16 protein-coding genes are annotated in these 18,268 nt (G+C 75.5%); all 16 read left to right on the top strand.

The features are described 5' to 3' along the window. The first annotated feature begins 227 nt into the window (after positions 1-227). Positions 228-812 (top strand): bifunctional pyr operon transcriptional regulator/uracil phosphoribosyltransferase PyrR, encoded by a 585-nt coding sequence (gene pyrR / locus OMK64_RS14440; RefSeq protein WP_272729059.1) that lies wholly within the window; start codon positions 228-230, stop codon positions 810-812. Further along, on the top strand, positions 809-1,801 hold the full coding sequence (locus OMK64_RS14435; protein ID WP_272729058.1) for an aspartate carbamoyltransferase catalytic subunit: 993 nt from the start codon (positions 809-811) through the stop codon (positions 1,799-1,801). Before pyrR ends, OMK64_RS14435 begins: the two co-directional genes overlap by 4 nt. Beyond that, on the top strand, positions 1,798-3,114 hold the full coding sequence (locus OMK64_RS14430; protein WP_272729057.1) for a dihydroorotase: 1,317 nt from the start codon (positions 1,798-1,800) through the stop codon (positions 3,112-3,114). The genes OMK64_RS14435 and OMK64_RS14430 overlap by 4 nt, the downstream gene beginning before the upstream one ends. Continuing rightward, positions 3,114-3,653, top strand: coding sequence for a PH-like domain-containing protein (locus OMK64_RS14425; RefSeq protein WP_272729056.1), 540 nt, complete (start codon positions 3,114-3,116; stop codon positions 3,651-3,653). The genes OMK64_RS14430 and OMK64_RS14425 overlap by 1 nt, the downstream gene beginning before the upstream one ends. Next, complete coding sequence (gene carA / locus OMK64_RS14420; protein WP_272729055.1) at positions 3,650-4,843, top strand: glutamine-hydrolyzing carbamoyl-phosphate synthase small subunit; 1,194 nt, start codon at positions 3,650-3,652, stop codon at positions 4,841-4,843. The genes OMK64_RS14425 and carA overlap by 4 nt, the downstream gene beginning before the upstream one ends. Beyond that, complete coding sequence (carB, locus tag OMK64_RS14415) at positions 4,843-8,178, top strand: carbamoyl-phosphate synthase large subunit (RefSeq protein WP_272729054.1); 3,336 nt, start codon at positions 4,843-4,845, stop codon at positions 8,176-8,178. Before carA ends, carB begins: the two co-directional genes overlap by 1 nt. Then, a complete protein-coding gene (gene pyrF, locus OMK64_RS14410) occupies positions 8,175-9,062 on the top strand; it encodes an orotidine-5'-phosphate decarboxylase (protein WP_272729053.1) in 888 nt (295 codons plus the stop codon). Before carB ends, pyrF begins: the two co-directional genes overlap by 4 nt. A 238-nt stretch (positions 9,063-9,300) precedes the next feature. Continuing rightward, positions 9,301-9,612, top strand: a complete 312-nt coding sequence (mihF, locus tag OMK64_RS14405) for an integration host factor, actinobacterial type (RefSeq protein WP_124343482.1) — start codon at positions 9,301-9,303, stop codon at positions 9,610-9,612. A gap of 43 nt (positions 9,613-9,655) precedes the next feature. Further along, positions 9,656-10,225, top strand: coding sequence for a guanylate kinase (gene gmk, locus OMK64_RS14400; protein WP_162352033.1), 570 nt, complete (start codon positions 9,656-9,658; stop codon positions 10,223-10,225). A gap of 67 nt (positions 10,226-10,292) precedes the next feature. Continuing rightward, on the top strand, positions 10,293-10,556 hold the full coding sequence (rpoZ, locus tag OMK64_RS14395; protein WP_162352032.1) for a DNA-directed RNA polymerase subunit omega: 264 nt from the start codon (positions 10,293-10,295) through the stop codon (positions 10,554-10,556). 10 nt (positions 10,557-10,566) lie between these two features. Then, positions 10,567-11,757 (top strand): bifunctional phosphopantothenoylcysteine decarboxylase/phosphopantothenate--cysteine ligase CoaBC, encoded by a 1,191-nt coding sequence (gene coaBC / locus OMK64_RS14390; protein ID WP_272729052.1) that lies wholly within the window; start codon positions 10,567-10,569, stop codon positions 11,755-11,757. 44 nt (positions 11,758-11,801) lie between these two features. Continuing rightward, the gene (gene metK / locus OMK64_RS14385; RefSeq protein WP_272729051.1) at positions 11,802-13,004 is read left to right on the top strand and encodes a methionine adenosyltransferase; all 1,203 of its coding nucleotides are present in this window, start codon (positions 11,802-11,804) and stop codon (positions 13,002-13,004) included. Between the two features lie 51 nt (positions 13,005-13,055). Beyond that, positions 13,056-15,155, top strand: coding sequence for a primosomal protein N' (locus OMK64_RS14380; protein WP_272729050.1), 2,100 nt, complete (start codon positions 13,056-13,058; stop codon positions 15,153-15,155). Further along, on the top strand, positions 15,152-15,775 hold the full coding sequence (locus tag OMK64_RS14375) for an HAD family hydrolase (RefSeq protein WP_272729049.1): 624 nt from the start codon (positions 15,152-15,154) through the stop codon (positions 15,773-15,775). The genes OMK64_RS14380 and OMK64_RS14375 overlap by 4 nt, the downstream gene beginning before the upstream one ends. Positions 15,776-15,785: 10 nt before the next feature. Continuing rightward, the gene (gene fmt, locus OMK64_RS14370) at positions 15,786-16,730 is read left to right on the top strand and encodes a methionyl-tRNA formyltransferase (protein WP_272729048.1); all 945 of its coding nucleotides are present in this window, start codon (positions 15,786-15,788) and stop codon (positions 16,728-16,730) included. Continuing rightward, positions 16,727-18,268, top strand: a complete 1,542-nt coding sequence (locus OMK64_RS14365; protein ID WP_272729047.1) for an RsmB/NOP family class I SAM-dependent RNA methyltransferase — start codon at positions 16,727-16,729, stop codon at positions 18,266-18,268. Before fmt ends, OMK64_RS14365 begins: the two co-directional genes overlap by 4 nt.

Below are 18,268 nucleotides of genomic sequence, written 5' to 3'. Positions count from 1 at the left end.
GGGCCGGCGCGGCCTGCGGGCCCTGCTCCCCGCCGTCTGGGTCAACGACCCCGACGCGGACACCCGTGCCTCGCACAAGGCGTACCAGCTGCGCGAGGCGCGCCGCGCGGGCCTCGTCACGCCGCGCGCATGAGACAGCACCCCGCCCCGACGGACGGTGCGGGTTAGGATCCGAGCACCACCAGCGTCCTTTAAGACCCGTCCCGTGAGGCGGGGAAGGAGTCCGCATGAGCACAGGCATGCCCGCGTCCAGCGGCAGCCTCGAGCACGCGAACGTCGTGCTCGGCGCCCCCGAGATCGGCCGGGCGCTCACCCGCATCGCCCACGAGATCCTCGAGCGCAACAAGGGCGGCGACGGCGTCGTCCTCCTCGGCATCCCGACCCGCGGCCTCCCGCTCGCGCGGCGGCTCGCCCAGCGCCTCGCCGACGTCGAGCCCGGACTCGACCCGGGCGCGCTCGCGGGCAGCCTCGACGTGACGATGTACCGCGACGACCTGGCCCACCAGCCCACCCGGACGATCGGCGCGACCGACATCCCGGGCGGCGGGCTCGACGGGCGCGTCGTCGTCCTCGTCGACGACGTCCTCTACTCGGGCCGCACGATCCGCGCCGCGCTCGACGCGATCAGCGACCTCGGCCGCCCGCGCGCGGTGCAGCTCGCCGCGCTCGTCGACCGCGGGCACCGCGAGCTGCCGATCCGCGCGGACTACGTCGGCAAGAACCTGCCGACCTCGACGACCGAGCGGGTGCGCGTCCTGCTCGAGGAGACCGACGGCCGCGACGCCGTCGTCATCGACGGGGGGACCCGATGAGGCACCTGCTGTCCGCGTCGGACCTCGACGTCCGCGACGCGGTGCGCATCCTCGACACGGCCGGGCAGATGGCCGCGACGCAGGCGCGCGAGATCAAGAAGCTCCCGACGCTGCGCGGGCGCACGGTCGTCAACCTGTTCTTCGAGGACTCGACCCGGACGCGCATCTCGTTCGAGACGGCCGCGAAGCGGCTGAGCGCCGACGTCATCAACTTCTCCGCCAAGGGGTCGAGCGTCTCGAAGGGCGAGTCGCTCAAGGACACGGCTCTCACGCTGCAGGCCATGGGCGCCGACGCGGTCGTCATCCGGCACCAGGCGTCGGGCGCGCCGCACACGCTCGCGCACGCGGGCTGGACGTCGGGCGCCGTGGTGAACGCGGGCGACGGGACGCACCAGCACCCGACGCAGGCGCTGCTCGACGCGTACACGCTGCGTCGCCACCTCGTGGGCGACGGCGGCCGCGCCGACGTGAGCGGGCAGGACCTCGTGGGCCTGCGGGTCGCGATCGTCGGCGACGTCCTGCACAGCCGCGTCGCGCGGTCGAACGTGCAGCTCCTGCACACGCTCGGCGCGCACGTCACGCTCGTGTCGCCGCCGACGCTCGTCCCGGTCGGGGTCGAGGCGTGGCCGGCCCGCGTCTCGTACCACCTGGACGAGGTCATCGCCGACGACAAGCCCGACGCGGTCATGATGCTGCGCGTCCAGCGCGAGCGGATGTCGAGCGCGGGCGGCGGGTTCTTCCCGAGCCCGCTGGAGTACACCCGCGGCTACGGCCTCGACGCGCGGCGCCTCGCGGCGCTGCCCGACCACGCGATCGTGCTGCACCCCGGCCCGATGAACCGCGGCCTGGAGATCTCCGCCGACGCCGCCGACTCGCCGCGCGCGGTGATCGTCGAGCAGGTCGCCAACGGGGTCGCCGTCCGCATGGCCGTGCTGTACCTGCTGCTCGCGGGCGAGTCGCCCGCCCCGACGACGAAGGTGGACGCGTGAACCCCCGGTACCTGCTGACGTCCGTCGCCCCGCTGGGCGCGGACCCCGTCGACGTGCTCCTCGCGGACGGCGTGGTCGCCGCGATCGGCGCGGACGCCCGCGCGCAGGCCGGTGACGACGCGGTCGAGGTCGACGGCACCGGCCTCGTGCTGCTGCCCGGACTCGTCGACCTGCACACGCACCTGCGCGAGCCGGGCCGCGAGGACGCCGAGACGATCCGCACCGGCACGCGCGCCGCGGCCCTCGGCGGGTTCACCGCCGTGCACGCCATGGCCAACACCTCGCCCACGCAGGACACCGCGGGCGTCGTCGAGCAGGTCTGGCGGCTGGGCCGCGAGGCCGGCTGGGTCGACGTGCACCCCGTCGGCGCGGTCACCGTGGGGCTCGCGGGGGAGCAGCTCGCCGAGCTCGGCGCGATGGCGCAGTCCGAGGCCGCGGTGCGGGTGTTCTCCGACGACGGCAAGTGCGTGCACGACCCGGTGCTCATGCGGCGCGCGCTCGAGTACGTCAAGGCGTTCGACGGCGTCGTCGCGCAGCACGCGCAGGAGCCCCGGCTCACCGAGAACGCGCAGATGAACGAGGGCGTCGTCTCGGCCGAGCTGGGCCTGACCGGCTGGCCGTCCGTCGCGGAGGAGGCGATCATCGCGCGTGACGTGCTGCTCGCCGAGCACGTCGGGTCCCGCCTGCACGTCTGCCACCTGTCGACGGCCGGGTCGGTCGAGATCGTCCGGTGGGCCAAGTCGCGCGGCATCGACGTCACCGCCGAGGTCACGCCCCACCACCTGGTCCTCACCGACGACCTGGCCCGCGGCTACGACCCGGTGTTCAAGGTCAACCCGCCGCTGCGCACCGCCGAGGACGTCGAGGCGGTCCGGGCGGGCCTCGCCGACGGCACGATCGACATCGTCGCGACCGACCACGCGCCGCACACGCGCGAGGACAAGGACTGCGAGTGGGCGGCCGCCGCGTTCGGCATGACCGGCCTCGAGACCGCGCTGTCCGTCGTCCAGCAGACGATGGTCGACACCGGCCGCCTGACCTGGGCCGACGTCGCGCGCGTGCTGTCCGAGGCACCCGCCCGGATCGGCCGCGTGACCGACCACGGCCGGCCGATCGCGGTCGGCGAGCCCGCCAACCTCGTGCTGTGGGACCCGGCCGCGCGCACCACGGTCGACCCGGCGCAGCAGGCCACCAAGGCGGTCAACTCGCCGTTCCGCGGCCGCGAGCTGCCCGGACGCGTCGTCGCGACGTTCCTGCGCGGCCGCGCGACCGTCCTCGACGGGGAGCCGTGCGACGCGGCGGTGGTCCGCTGATGCGCACCGCGCTCGCCGTCGCCGGGTGCGTCGCGCTCGCGCTGCTCGCCCTGTGGGGCATGCGCTCGGGCTGGCTCGCCCGACGACGACGTTCCGAGGCGGTCGTCCCGTCGCTGCCCGCGGAGCCCGCCGAGCTGGGGGAGACCCGGTTCGGTCCGGTCGAGGCGCTCTACGTGTCCTCGACCCGGGCCGGCGACTGGCTCGACCGGATCGTCGCGCACGACCTCGGCGTCCGCAGCCCGGCCGTCGTGGCGGTCCACGACGCGGGCGTGCGGATCACCCGCACCGGAGCGGCCGACGTGTTCGTCCCGGCCGGCACCCTGCGCGCGGCGGGCACGGCGCCCGGCATCGCGGGCAAGGTCGTCGGCGGCGACGGGCTCGTCGTCCTCACCTGGCAGCCCGACCCCGACGACCCGCGCGGCCTCGACACCGGCCTGCGCCCCCGGCACGCCGCCGACCGCCCCGCGCTGGTCGACGCCGTCGCCGCCCTCATCGACCACACGCCCGGCGCCCCCGCCGGGCAGGAGGAGACACCATGACCGACGCAGTGCTCGTCCTCGAGGACGGCCGGACGTTCGCCGGGCAGGCGTACGGCGCCACCGGCCGGACGCTCGGCGAGATCGTCTTCAACACCGGCATGACCGGCTACCAGGAGACCCTGACCGACCCGTCGTACCACCGCCAGATCGTCGTGATGACGGCGCCGCACATCGGCAACACCGGCGTGAACGACGAGGACCCCGAGTCGGGTCGCATCTGGGTCGCCGGGTACGTCGTGCGCGACCCCGCGCGGAGGTCGTCGAGCTGGCGCGCGCGCCGCACGCTCGACGAGGAGCTCGACGCGCAGGGCGTCGTCGGCATCAGCGGCGTCGACACCCGTGCCCTCACGCGGCACCTGCGCGAGCGCGGCGTCATGCGGGCCGGCGTGTTCTCCGGCGGCGCGCTGGTCGGTCCCGACGGCGAGCGCCGTCCGGTCGACGAGCTGCTCGACGAGGTGCTCGCGGCCCCGGCGATGGCCGGCGCCGACCTCGCGGGCGAGGTCTCGACCGACGAGGCCTACGTCGTCGAGGCCCTCGGCCCCGACGGCACGCCGCTCGACACGCCCGTCGCCACCGTCGCGGCCGTCGACCTCGGCATCAAGGCCATGACCCCGCAGCGGCTCGCCGAGCGCGGGGTGCGCGTGCACGTGCTGCCCGCGACCTCGACGATCGACGACGTCCTCGCGACGCAGCCCGACGGCGTGTTCTTCTCGAACGGCCCGGGCGACCCGTCGGCCGCGACGCACGAGGTCGAGCTCCTGCGCGACGTGCTGGACCGGAAGATCCCGTTCTTCGGCATCTGCTACGGCAACCAGCTGCTCGGGCGCGCGCTCGGCTACGGCACCTACAAGCTCGGGTACGGGCACCGCGGCGTGAACCAGCCGGTGATCGACCGCGCGACCGGCAAGGTCGAGATCACCGCGCACAACCACGGGTTCGCCGTGGACGCGCCGCTCGACGGTGAGTCCACCGCACCGCACGACGGCGGCCGCTACGGCCGGGTCGTGGTGAGCCACGTCGACCTCAACGACGACGTGGTCGAGGGCCTGCGCGCGCTCGACCTGCCCGCGTTCTCCGTCCAGTACCACCCGGAGGCGGCGGCGGGTCCCCACGACGCCGCCTACCTGTTCGACCGCTTCGTCGGGCTCATGACCGGCACCGACGACCCGACCACGAAGGGTGCCGCCTGATGCCCCGCCGCACCGACATCTCCAGCGTCCTGGTCATCGGGTCCGGCCCGATCGTCATCGGCCAGGCGTGCGAGTTCGACTACTCGGGGACGCAGGCCTGCCGCGTGCTCAAGGAGGAGGGCCTGCGGGTCGTCCTGGTCAACTCGAACCCCGCCACGATCATGACGGACCCGGAGTTCGCCGACGCGACCTACGTCGAGCCGATCACGACCGAGGTCCTCACGAGCATCATCGCCAAGGAGCGTCCCGACGCGATCCTGCCGACGCTGGGCGGCCAGACGGCCCTCAACGCGGCGATCGCGCTCGACGAGGCCGGCGTGCTCGCGAAGTACGACGTCGAGCTCATCGGCGCGAACATCCCCGCGATCCAGAAGGGCGAGGACCGCGAGCAGTTCAAGCAGGTCGTCGAGGTCTGCGGCGGCGAGTCCGCGCGGTCCGCGATCGTGCACACGATCGACGACGCCCTGGCCGCGGTCGAGGACCTCGGCTACCCGGTCGTCGTGCGCCCGTCGTTCACGATGGGCGGCCTCGGCTCGGGCATCGCGTACGACGAGGACGACCTGCGCCGCATCGTCGGCCAGGGCCTGCACTACTCGCCGACCACCGAGGTGCTCCTGGAGGAGTCGATCCTCGGCTGGAAGGAGTACGAGCTCGAGCTCATGCGCGACAAGCACGACAACGTCGTGGTCGTCTGCTCGATCGAGAACGTCGACCCCGTGGGCGTGCACACCGGTGACTCCGTGACCGTCGCGCCCGCGCTCACGCTCACCGACCGCGAGTACCAGAAGCTGCGCGACATCGGCATCGCGGTCATCCGCGAGGTCGGCGTCGACACCGGCGGCTGCAACATCCAGTTCGCGGTCGAGCCGTCGACGGGCCGCGTCGTCGTCATCGAGATGAACCCGCGCGTGTCGCGGTCGTCGGCGCTCGCGTCGAAGGCGACGGGCTTCCCGATCGCGAAGATCGCCGCGAAGCTCGCGGTCGGCTACACGCTCGACGAGATCCCGAACGACATCACGGGCTCGACACCGGCGTCGTTCGAGCCGACGCTCGACTACGTCGTGGTCAAGGTGCCGCGGTTCGCGTTCGAGAAGTTCCCCGCCGCGGACCCGACGCTGACGACGACCATGAAGTCCGTCGGCGAGGCCATGGCGCTCGGCCGCAACTTCACCGAGGCGCTCGGCAAGGCGATGCGGTCGATCGACAAGAAGGGCTCGGTGTTCCACTGGGCCGGTGAGCCGGCGACGGGGGAGGCCCTCGACGCGCTGCTCGGGACGATCGGCCGACCGACCGAGGGGCGGCTCATCGACGTGCAGCAGGTGCTGCGCGCCGGTGTGGGCGTCGACGAGGTGTACGCGCGCACGGGCATCGACCCGTGGTTCCTCGACCAGGTCCAGCTCGTCAACGAGGTCGCCGCCGAGACCGCCGCGGCCCCGGCGCTGACCCGCGAGGTGCTCGCCCACGCCAAGCGGCACGGACTGTCGGACGCGCAGGTCGCGCAGCTGCGCGGCACGACCGAGGACGCCGTGCGCGGCGCCCGCCACGCGGTCGGCCTGCGGCCCGTCTACAAGACGGTCGACACGTGCGCCGCGGAGTTCGCTGCCCTCACGCCGTACCACTACTCGTCCTACGACGAGGAGACCGAGGTGCGGCCGCGCGAGCGTCCCGCGATCCTCATCCTCGGTTCGGGCCCGAACCGCATCGGGCAGGGCATCGAGTTCGACTACTCGTGCGTGCATGCCGCGCTGGCGCTCAAGGGCGAGTTCGAGACCGTCATGGTCAACTGCAACCCCGAGACCGTCTCCACGGACTACGACACCTCGGACCGCCTGTACTTCGAGCCGCTGACGTTCGAGGACGTGCTCGAGGTCTACCAGGCCGAGCTCGCGGCGGGCCCGGTCGCGGGGCTCATCGTGACGCTCGGCGGCCAGACGCCGCTGTCGCTCGCGCAGCGCCTCGCGGACGCGGGTCTGCCGATCCTCGGCACGCCCCCGTCGGCCATCGACGCCGCGGAGGACCGCGGCGAGTTCGGCAAGGTGCTCGAGGCCGCGGGCCTGCCGGCGCCGGCCTTCGGCACCGCGACGACGCTCGCGGGCGCCCGGGAGACCGCGCGTCGCATCGGGTTCCCCGTGCTGGTCCGCCCGTCGTACGTCCTCGGCGGCCGCGGCATGGAGATCGTCTACGACGAGCACCAGCTCGCCGAGTACGTGCAGCGCGCGCTCGACAACGCCGCCGACGGCGGCCGCGCCGGGACGCTCCCGCCGCTGCTCATCGACCGCTTCCTCGACGACGCGATCGAGATCGACGTCGACGCGCTGTTCGACGGCGAGGAGCTGTTCCTCGGGGGCGTCATGGAGCACATCGAGGAGGCCGGCATCCACTCGGGCGACTCGGCGTGCGCGCTGCCCCCCGTGACGCTGTCGACGTCCGAGCTCGAGCGCATCCGCCTCTCGACCGAGGCGATCGCCCGCGGCGTCGGCGTGCGCGGCCTGCTCAACATCCAGTTCGCGCTCGTGTCCGACGTGCTCTACGTGCTCGAGGCCAACCCGCGCGCGTCGCGGACCGTGCCGTTCGTCTCCAAGGCCACGGGCGTCTCGCTCGCGAAGGCCGCGGCGCTCGTCATGGCGGGCCGGTCGATCGCCGACCTGCGGGCGGCGGGGCTGCTTCCGCAGCAGGACGCGAGCGTGCTCGACCTCGACTCGCCGGTCGCCGTCAAGGAGGCCGTGCTGCCCTTCAAGCGGTTCCGCACCGCCGAGGGCGTCGTCGTCGACACCGTCCTGGGCCCGGAGATGCGCTCGACGGGCGAGGTCATGGGCTTCGACGTCGACTTCCCGACGGCGTTCGCGAAGTCGCAGGAGGCGGCGTTCGGCGGGCTGCCGACGAGCGGCACCGCGTTCATCTCGGTCGCCGACCGGGACAAGCGCTCGATCGTGTTCCCGGTCAAGCGGCTCGCGGAGCTCGGCTTCGAGATCCTCGCGACCGAGGGCACCGCGGCGGTCCTGCACCGCTCCGGCATCCGCTCGCGCGTCGTGCGCAAGTACTCGTCGGGCCGGGGCGTCGACGGCGAGCCGACGATCGTCGACCTCATCACGGCCGGCGAGGTCGACATCGTCGTGAACACGCCCTCGGGTCAGGGCGCGCGCGCCGACGGCTACGAGATCCGCGCCGCCACGACGGCCGCCGACAAGGCGATCGTCACGACCGTGCAGCAGCTCGGTGCGGCCGTGCAGGCCATCGAGGCGGCCCAGGCCGGGCCGTTCGCGGTGACGAGCCTGCAGGAGCACGACGCCGCGGCGGACCAGCGCCGCGCACAGGCAGCCGTGGTGACCGCGTGACGGCCCCGGCCGGCACCGGTGCGGTCGACGGGGAGGTGGGGCGCGAGCCGTTCGGCGTGCGCCTCGCCGCCGCCATGGCCGCGCACGGCCCGCTGTGCGTCGGCATCGACCCGCACCCGGCGCTGCTCGCCGACTGGGGCCTGACGGACGACGCCGACGGCCTGCGCGCCTTCGCGTCGACCGTCATGGCGGCGGTCGGCGGCCGGGTCGCGGCGGTCAAGCCGCAGGCCGCGCTGTTCGAGCGGCACGGCTCGGCGGGCGTCGCCGTGCTCGAGGACGTCGTCGCCGAGGGCCGTCGCACGGGCACGCTCGTCGTGGTCGACGCCAAGCGTGGCGACATCGGCTCGACCATGGAGGGCTACGCCGACGCGTACCTGCGGGACGGCTCGCCGCTCGCCGGGGACGCGCTCACGGTCTCGCCGTACCTGGGCTTCGGGTCGCTCGACCCGGCCGTCGACGCCGCGCTCGCGACGGGCCGCGGCCTGTTCGTGCTGTGCCTGACGTCGAACAAGGAGGGCCCCGAGGTGCAGCACGCCCGCACCGCGGACGGCTCGACGGTCGCCGCGACGATCGCGGCGCGCGCCGCGGCGCTCAACGCCGGCGTCCAGCCGATGGGCTCGATCGGCCTGGTCGTGGGCGCGACCGTCGGCGACGCGGCCGCGCGGACCGGTACGAACCTGACCGCGGTCAACGGCCCGCTCCTCGCCCCCGGCGTCGGGGCGCAGGGCGCGGGACCGCGCGAGCTCACGGCCGTCTTCGGCGCCGCCCGCCGGCAGGTCCTCGCGTCGTCCTCGCGGGGCGTCCTGGCCGCGGGACCGGACGTCGAGCGGCTGCGGACGGCCGCCCGTCGCGCCGCGGACGAGGCCGCCGCGGCGCTCGCCTGACCCGCGCGGCTCGCGCACCGGCGGCCCCCGCGCGGGCGGCTGCCGGTGCGCGAGTCCGGCCGCGCCCGCGGCCGCGTGGGTGCCGCGGGCACTCGTGGGTCGGTTGCCCGAACGGGCGTCCTCGCAGGTCGCTCCGGCGCGTCCGCGTTGCCGACCTCGATGGGCCTCGCTAGTTTCGTTGTCACGATCCCTGCGCATCCGTCGAGATCGCTGGCCCACTGACGAGAAGGTGACGCGCGTGGCTCTTCCTCCGCTGACTCCCGAACAACGAGCCGCAGCGCTCCAGAAGGCCGCCGCCGCCCGGCAGGCCCGTGCCGAGGTCAAGAACCGCCTCAAGTACTCCCAGGGCACCCTGTCCGAGGTCATCGAGCAGGGCCAGAAGGACGAGACGATCGGCAAGCTCAAGGTGCTCGCCCTCCTCGAGTCCCTGCCCGGTGTGGGCAAGGTCAAGGCTCGTGCGATCATCTCCGAGATCGGCATCTCGGAGACGCGGCGCGTCCGCGGCCTCGGACCCCACCAGGTGAAGGCGCTCGTCGACCGCTTCGGGTGACGGTCGCCCGTCACCGCTGCGCACGAGGAGTACCGCACCACCCATGACGACGACGCCCGCCCGGCTGACCGTTCTCGCCGGACCCACCGCCGTCGGCAAGGGCACGGTGTCCGCCGACGTCCGCACGCGCTACCCCGAGGTCTGGCTGTCGGTGTCCGCGACGACGCGGTCGCCACGACCGGGCGAGGTCGACGGGGTGCACTACCACTTCGTCAGCGTCGACGAGTTCGACCGGATGGTCGAGAACGGCGACCTGCTGGAGTGGGCGGTCGTCCACGGTCGCAACCGGTACGGCACGCCTCGTGAGCCCGTCGAGCGTCGGCTCGCCGCCGGTGAGCCGGCGCTCCTCGAGATCGACCTGCAGGGCGCCCGCCAGGTGCGGGCGTCCATGCCGGACGCGCACTTCGTGTTCCTCGCCCCGCCGTCGTTCGCCGAGCTCGAGCGCCGGCTCGTCGGGCGGGGGACCGAGGACGCGGAGGAGCGCGAGCGGCGCCTCGCGACGGCGCGCGTCGAGCTCGCGGCCGAGTCCGAGTTCGACACCGTGATCGTCAACGACGACGTGCACCGGGCCACGGACGAGCTGGTCCGGGTGATGGGGATCGCGACCAGGTAGGATCGTGGGCAGGCTCCGCCCCGCGGCCACCGCGCCGCACCCCCCATCGACCTCACGGGAGACCATCGTGTCCGGAACCGTCGCCGCCCCCACGGGCATCACCGACCCGCCGATCGACCAGCTCCTCGAGCGCGCCGACTCCAAGTACGCCCTCGTGCTGTACTCGGCGCAGCGCGCCCGTCAGATCAACGCGTACTACTCGCAGCTCAACGAGGGCCTGCTCGAGTACGTCGGCCCGCTCGTCGACACGCGCCCGCAGGAGAAGCCGCTGTCGATCGCCATGCGCGAGATCGACGCCGGACTGCTGACCTCCGAGGCCACGGAGGCCTGAGGCACCGCACATGCGGATCGTCCTGGGCGTCGCGGGCGGCATCGCCGCGTACAAGGCGGTGCTGCTGCTGCGCCTCTTCCGTGAGGCGGGGCACGACGTGCGCGTCGTGCCGACCGTCGCCGCGCTCGAGTTCGTCGGGCGCGCGACGTGGGAGGCCCTGTCCGGGCATCCCGTGACGACGGACGTCTTCGAGGACGTCGACCAGGTCGCGCACGTCGCCGTCGGCAAGACGGCCGAGCTCGTCGTGGTCGCCCCCGCGACGGCCGACCTGCTCGCGCGTGCGGCGACCGGCCGCGCCGACGACCTGCTCACCGCGACGCTGCTCGTCGCGCGCTGCCCGGTGCTCATGGCCCCGGCGATGCACACCGAGATGTGGGAGCACCCCGCGACGGTCGCGAACGTCGACACCCTGCGCCGCCGCGGCGTCCACGTGCTCGACCCCGCGAGCGGCCGGCTCACGGGCGCCGACACCGGCCCCGGCCGGCTGCCCGAGCCCGAGGAGATCGCCGCCGCGGCCCTCGCGCTCGTCGGCCCGCGCGACCTCGCGGGTCGCCGCGTGGTCGTCTCCGCCGGCGGGACGCGCGAGCCGCTCGACCCCGTCCGGTTCCTCGGCAACCGCAGCTCCGGCCGGCAGGGCGTCGCGCTCGCGCGGGCCGCCGCCGCGCGCGGTGCGCAGGTGACGCTCGTCGCCGCGAACCTCTCCGTCCCGGTCCCGCCCGGCGTCGACGCGGTGCCCGTCGAGACCGCGGCACAGCTGCGGGACGCGGTGCGCACCGCCGCGAAGGACGCGGACGCGGTGGTCATGGCGGCGGCCGTCGCCGACTACCGGCCCGCGTCGCTCGCCGACGCCAAGATCAAGAAGCGCGGCGACGGGTCCGCCCCGACGCTGCACCTCGTCGAGAACCCGGACGTGCTGGCCGAGCTCGCCGCGGACCGCCTCCGTGAGGGGCAGGTCGTCGTGGGGTTCGCCGCCGAGACGGGCGACGAGCACGGGTCGGTGCTCGAGCACGGCCGGGCCAAGGCGCTGCGCAAGAAGGCGGACCTGCTCGTCGTGAACGCGGTCGGCGACGGCCGCGGCTTCGGCACGGACACGAACGACGTCGTCGTGCTCGACGGGGCGGGTGAGGTGGTGGCGTCGGCGGCGGGGAGCAAGGACGACGTCGCGGACGCCGTGTGGGACGCGGTGCTCACGCGCTGGTGAACGGCCGGTGAGGGGGCCGTTTCCGTCCCGTTAGGCTGTGCGCCATGACTGAGGCTTCCGCGCGCCTGTTCACGTCCGAGTCGGTGACGGAAGGCCACCCCGACAAGGTCTGCGACCAGATCTCCGACGCGATCCTCGACGCGATCCTCGACCAGGACCCCGCGGCCCGCGTGGCGGTCGAGACGATGGTCACCACCGGTCTCGTGCACGTCGCCGGCGAGGTGACGACGAGCGCGTACGTCGAGATCCCGCAGGTCGTCCGCGAGGTCGTCAAGGGCATCGGCTACACGTCGTCGCACATCGGCTTCGACGGCGACTCGTGCGGCGTGTCCGTCTCGATCGGGCAGCAGTCGCCGGACATCGCGCAGGGCGTCGACAAGTCGATCGAGGTTCGCCAGGACTCCGCGGACATCGACCCGCTGGACCTGCAGGGCGCGGGCGACCAGGGCCTGATGTTCGGGTACGCGTGCGACGACACCCCGTCGCTCCTGCCGCTGCCGATCTGGGCGGCGCACCGCCTCGCCGAGCGCCTCGCGGAGGTCCGCCGCCAGGAGCTCGTGCCGGGTCTGCGCCCCGACGGCAAGACGCAGGTGACGATCGGCTACGAGGGCGACCGCGCGGTCTCGCTCGACACCGTGGTCCTCTCCACGCAGCACGACCCCGACGTCCAGCTCGACAGCTACCTGCGCCCCGCGATCGCGGAGCACGTCGTCGCGCCGGTCCTCGCGCAGCTCGACCTCGACGCGTCGGGCCACCGCCTCCTCGTGAACCCGACGGGCACGTTCGTCGTCGGCGGTCCGAAGGGCGACGCGGGCCTGACGGGTCGCAAGATCATCGTCGACACGTACGGCGGCTTCGCCCGGCACGGCGGCGGCGCGTTCTCCGGCAAGGACCCGTCGAAGGTCGACCGGTCGGCCGCGTACGCGATGCGCTGGGTCGCCAAGAACGTCGTCGCCGCGGGCCTCGCGAAGCGCTGCGAGGTGCAGGTCGCCTACGCGATCGGCAAGTCGCACCCCGTCGGCCTGTACGTCGAGACGTTCGGCACGGGCGTCGTGCCCGTCGGGCGTCTGACCGCGGCGATCCGCGAGGTGTTCGACCTGCGCCCGGCCGCGATCATCCGCGACCTCGACCTGCTGCGTCCCATCTACCGGCGCACGGCGGCGTACGGCCACTTCGGGCGCGAGCTGCCCGACTTCACGTGGGAGCGCACCGACCGCGCGGCCGACCTGCTGGCCGCCGTCGGCTGAGCCGCGACGCGTGCCGCGCAGCCGAGCGCCCCGCCGGACGGGGTCGTCGACGTGACGGCGGGCGAGCAGCTCGTCCTGGACGGGGTGCCGGGCCCGCGTCGTCGCGCGCGCCCGCGTCTCGGGGCGGCCGGACTCGAGCCGGCGGAGCGGCTGCCGGTGGCGCGGGTCGCGGTCGACCTGTCCCCGCCGCACCTCGACCGGACGTTCGAGTACCTGGTGCCCGCGCGGTTGGACGCGCAGGCGGTGCCGGGCGTGCGGGTCAAGGTCCGGTTCGGCGGTCAGGACGTCGACGGCTACCTGCTGGACCGCGCCGAGACCGCCGAGCACACGGGCACGCTCGCGCCGCTGCGTCGCGTCGTGTCGGGCGAGCCGGTCCTGTCGCCCGAGGTGCTCGCGCTCGCGCGCGCGGTCGCCGACCGGTGGGCCGGGACCCTGTCCGACGTGCTGCGCCTGGCGGTGCCCACGCGGCACGCACGCGTCGAGTCCGAGACGTTCGCCGTCCCCGACGGCGCCCCGCGCCCGCCCGTCGCCGGCGCCGACGCGTCGGCGTGGTCGGCCTACCGCGGCGGGCCCGCGTTCGTGCAGCACGTGCAGGCCGGCGGTGCGCCGCGCGCGGTCTGGACGGCGCTGCCCGGGGGCCCCGGGGACCGGTGGGAGGACGCGGTCGCGCAGGCCGTCGCCGCGTGCGTGCTGGGCGGCCGCGGCGCGCTCGTCGTCGTGCCGGACGCGCGTGACGTCGTCCGGGTCCTGGCCGCGCTCAGAACCGCGGGCGTGCCGGCGTGGTCGCCCGAGACGACCGGGGGAGTCGTCCGGCTGACGGCCGACGACGGGCCCGCGCCGCGGTACCGGGCGTTCCTCGCGGCGCTGCGCGGCGCCGCCGACGTCGTCGTGGGGACGCGCGCGTCGGCGTTCGCGCCCGTGCGGGACCTCGGCCTCGCCGTCTGCTGGGACGACGGCGACCCGTTGCACGCCGAGCCGCGCGCCCCGTACCCGCACGTCCGCGAGGTGCTCGCGCTGCGCTCCGACCTCGCGGGGTGCGCGCTGCTCGTCGGCGGGCACGCGCGGACGGTCGAGGCGCAGGCGCTCGTCGCGTCGGGCTGGGCGCGCGAGGTCGCGGCCGACCGCCCGACGGTCCGCGCGCGCACCCCCCGCGTCCAGGCGCTCACGTCGGTCGAGCTGGCGCGGGAGGGGCCCGCGGCGGCCGCCCGCCTGCCGTCGCCGGCATGGCGGACGATCCGGGACCGGCTCGCGGCCGGTCCGGTGCTCGTCCAGGTGCCCCGGGCGGGCTACGTGCCGGTCGTCGCGTGCGGCCGCTGCCGCGCGGACGCCCGGTGCGGGACGTGCCACGGCCCGCTCGGCCTCACCGGTCAGGACGGTGTGCCGACGTGCCGCTGGTGCGGGCGTCTCGCGACGTCGTGGCGCTGCGGCGCGTGCGGGTCGACCGCGCTGCGCTCGGTCCGCGTCGGGTCGGAGCGGACCGCCGAGGAGCTCGGCCGGGCGTTCCCCGGCGTGACCGTGCGGGTGTCGGGCGCGCGCGCGTCGGGCGGCGTGCTCGACCAGGTGCCCGACGCGCCCGCCGTGGTCGTCGCGACCCCGGGCGCCGAGCCGGTCGCGCCCGCCGGGTACGCGGCCGCGGTCCTGCTCGACGCCGCCGTCGGCACGTCGGGCGCGGGACTGGGCAGCGCGGTCGCGGCCCTCCGGCGCTGGCTGGCCGCCGCCGCACTCGTGCGACCCTCCGCCGACGGCGGCACGGTCCTCCTCGTCGGCGACGCGCCCGAGCGGCCCACGCAGGCCCTGGTCCGGTGGGACCCCGCGGGGCTGGCGGAGCGCGAGGCCGACGAGCGGGTCGAGCTCGGGCTGCCGCCCGCGGTCCGCGTCGCCGCCGTCACCGGCCCGCGCGACGCCGTCGAGGCCGTCGTCGCACGCCTCGACCTCGACGACGTCGACGTGCTCGGGCCCGTCCCCGCGCCGGTCGCACCCGGCCGCGGCCCGACGACCGCCCTCGAGCCCGACGTGCGGGCGCTCGTGCGGGTGCCGCGAGCCCGCGGTGGCGCGCTCGCCCGCGCGATGGCGGCCTCGCTCGCGGTCCGGAGCGCGCGGCGCGAGGGCGGCACGCTGCGGGTCCAGCTCGACCCGGCGGACCTGTCGTGACGGTCGTCGTGCTCGACCTCGGCAACGTCCTCGTGCGGTGGGACCCGTACGGGGCGTACGCGGGTCGGATGGCGCGGGCCGACGTCGACCGGTTCTTCGCCGACGTCGACTTCGCGGCGCTCAACCACCAGCAGGACGCGGGGCGGCCCTGGGCGGACGCGCGTGAGGCCGTGCGTGCGACGCACCCGCAGCACGTCCCCGCGCTCGACCTGTACGTCCGGCACTTCGCCGACACCCTCGCGGGGCCCGTCCCGGGCAGCGCCGACGTCGTCCGCGACCTCGCCGCCGCTGGCGTGCGCCTCCTCGGCCTCACCAACTGGTCCGCGGAGACGTTCCACCACGCCGCACCCGCGGCGCCGGCGATCGGACTGCTCGAGGACGTGCTCGTGTCGGGGGAGGTGGGTCTCGCCAAGCCCGATCCGGCGATCTTCCGGCTGCTCGCGCAGCGGTACGGCGTCGACCCGGCGGACGCCCTCTTCGTCGACGACTCCCCGGCGAACGTCGCCGGTGCGCGCGAGGCCGGGTTCGACGGGATCGTCTTCACCGACGCGGCCGCGCTGCGCCGGGACCTCGTCGCGCGCGGCCTGCTCGACGCGGGAGCCGACCCCGGCGCCACCTAGGATCGTCCGCATGCGACTGCTCTTCGCCGGAACACCTGCGGCCGCGGTGCCGTCGCTCGAGGCGCTCCTCGCGTCGCGTCACGAGGTCGTCGCCGTCCTCACGCGGCCGGACGCCCGCTCCGGCCGCGGCCGCACCCTGCACCCCAGCCCCGTCAAGGAACGCGCGCTCGACGCGGGCGTCGAGGTGCTGACGCCCGCACGCCCGCGCGACGAGGAGTTCGTCGCCCGGCTGAAGGAGCTCGCCGTCGACGCCGCACCCGTCGTCGCGTACGGCGCGATCCTGCCCGCGAGCGTCCTCGACGTGCCCACCCACGGCTGGGTCAACCTGCACTTCTCCGTCCTGCCCGCGTGGCGCGGCGCCGCGCCCGTGCAGCACGCCCTGATCGCCGGCGACGAGGTCACGGGCGCGACGACGTTCCGCATCGAGCAGGGCCTCGACACCGGGCCCGTCTTCGGCACGCTGACCGAGACCGTCCGCCCGCGCGACACCGCGGGCGACCTGCTCGACCGGCTCTCCCACGCAGGCGCGGGCCTCCTGGTCCGCACGCTCGACGCGATCGAGGACGGCATCCTCAGCCCCGTCCCGCAGCCCGCCGACGGCGTGAGCCACGCGCCCAAGATCGAGGTCGACGACGCCCGGGTCCGCTGGTCGCACCCCGTGCACGCCGTCGACCGCCGCATCCGCGGCTGCACCCCGGCTCCGGGCGCGTGGACGACGCTCCCCGACGGCGCGCGACTCGGCCTCGGCCCGGTGACCCCGCTGCCCGACGTCCGCGACCTGCGGCCCGGCGAGCTGCGCGCCACCAAGCGCGAGGTGCTCGTCGGCACGGGCGGGGGTGCCGTCCGGCTCGGGCTCGTCACCCCGCCGGGCAAGCGACCCATGGACGCCGCCGACTGGGCGCGCGGTGCCCGACCCGCGGACGGCACGGTCCTCGGCGCGGACGGTGCCGCGTGAGCCCGGCGGACCGACCGGACGGGCCCCGAGACGCCCGCGGCCGCGGCGACGGCGGCGCGGGGCGCGACGCGCAGGGACGCCAGCGCGGCGCGGCACGGCGCGAGGGCCGCTCGTCCCGCACCGCCGCGGCACCCTCCCAGCGCCGCCGCAGCACCGACCCGTCCCGGCGGGTCGCCTACGACGTGCTGCGGACCGTCGCCGAGAGCGACGCCTACGCCAACCTCGTCCTGCCGCCGCTGCTGCGCGAGCGCGGCCTGACCGGGCGCGACGCCGCGTTCGCGACCGAGCTCGCGTACGGCACCCTGCGCCTGCGAGGCCGCTACGACGCCGTGCTCGAGCTCGCCGCGGCCCGCTCGACCGACCGCATCGACCCGCCCGTGCTCGACGTCCTGCGGCTCGGCGCGCACCAGCTGCTCGGCATGCGCGTCCCGCCCCACGCGGCCGTGTCCGAGACCGTCGGGCTCGCCCGCGACGCGCTCGGCGCCGGACCGGCCCAGTTCGTCAACGCCGTCCTGCGCGCCGTCTCCCGTGAACCGTGGGACGCGTGGGAGCGGCGCATCGCCGACGCCGCCGGCGAGGACCCCGTCGCCCGGCTCGCCGTGGTCGACAGCCACCCGCTGTGGGTCGCACGGGCCCTGCGCGAGGCGCTCGCGGGGGACGGCCGGCCCGTCGACGAGCTCGACGCCCTGCTCGCCGCCGACAACACGGCCCCGCTCGTCACGCTCGTCGCGCGACCCGGCCTGGCGACCGTCGACGAGCTCGGCGCCACGTCGGACGCGCCGGCCCCGCTCTCGCCGACCGCCGTCGTGCTGACCGGCGGTGACCCCGCGTCGGTGCCCGCCGTGCGCGAGGGGCGCGCGGGGGTGCAGGACGACGGCAGCCAGCTCGTCGCGCTCGCGCTCGCGGCGGCACCGCTCGAGGGCCGCGACGCCCGCTGGCTCGACCTGTGCGCGGGTCCGGGCGGCAAGGCGGCCCTGCTCGCGGCGGAGGCCGCGGGCCGCGGTGCGCGGCTCGTGGCGAACGAGGTGCAGCCGCACCGCGCGCGACTCGTGCGGCAGTCGTTGCGCGCGGTCCCGTCGGACGCGGTCGAGGTCGTCCGGACCGGCGACGGACGGGTGCTGGGTGACGACGAGCCCGGCGCGTTCGACCGGGTCATGGTCGACGCGCCCTGCACGGGGCTCGGCGCGCTGCGGCGCCGGCCCGAGGCGCGCTGGCGCCGTACCCCCGCGGACCTGACGGCACTCACGGCCCTGCAGCGCGACCTGCTCGGGTCCGCGCTGCGGGCCGTGCGGGTCGGCGGAGTCGTCGCGTACGTGACCTGCTCGCCGCACCTGGCCGAGACGCGGCTCGTCGTGAAGGACGCCCTGCGGGCGGCGACGAAGGCGGGCATCGACGTCGAGCGCCTGGACACCGCGGCCGTGGTGCAGGGCGTCGCGCGGCGCGAGGTGGACCTCACCGACCGCTCGCACGTGCAGCTGTGGCCGCACGTGCACGGCACTGACGCGATGCACCTCACGCTGCTGCGCCGTACGTCCTGA

This window comes from Cellulomonas fimi, assembly GCF_028527925.1.
GTDB lineage: Bacteria > Actinomycetota > Actinomycetes > Actinomycetales > Cellulomonadaceae > Cellulomonas > Cellulomonas fimi_C.
This window is presented reverse-complemented; position numbering and strand designations above follow the sequence as displayed.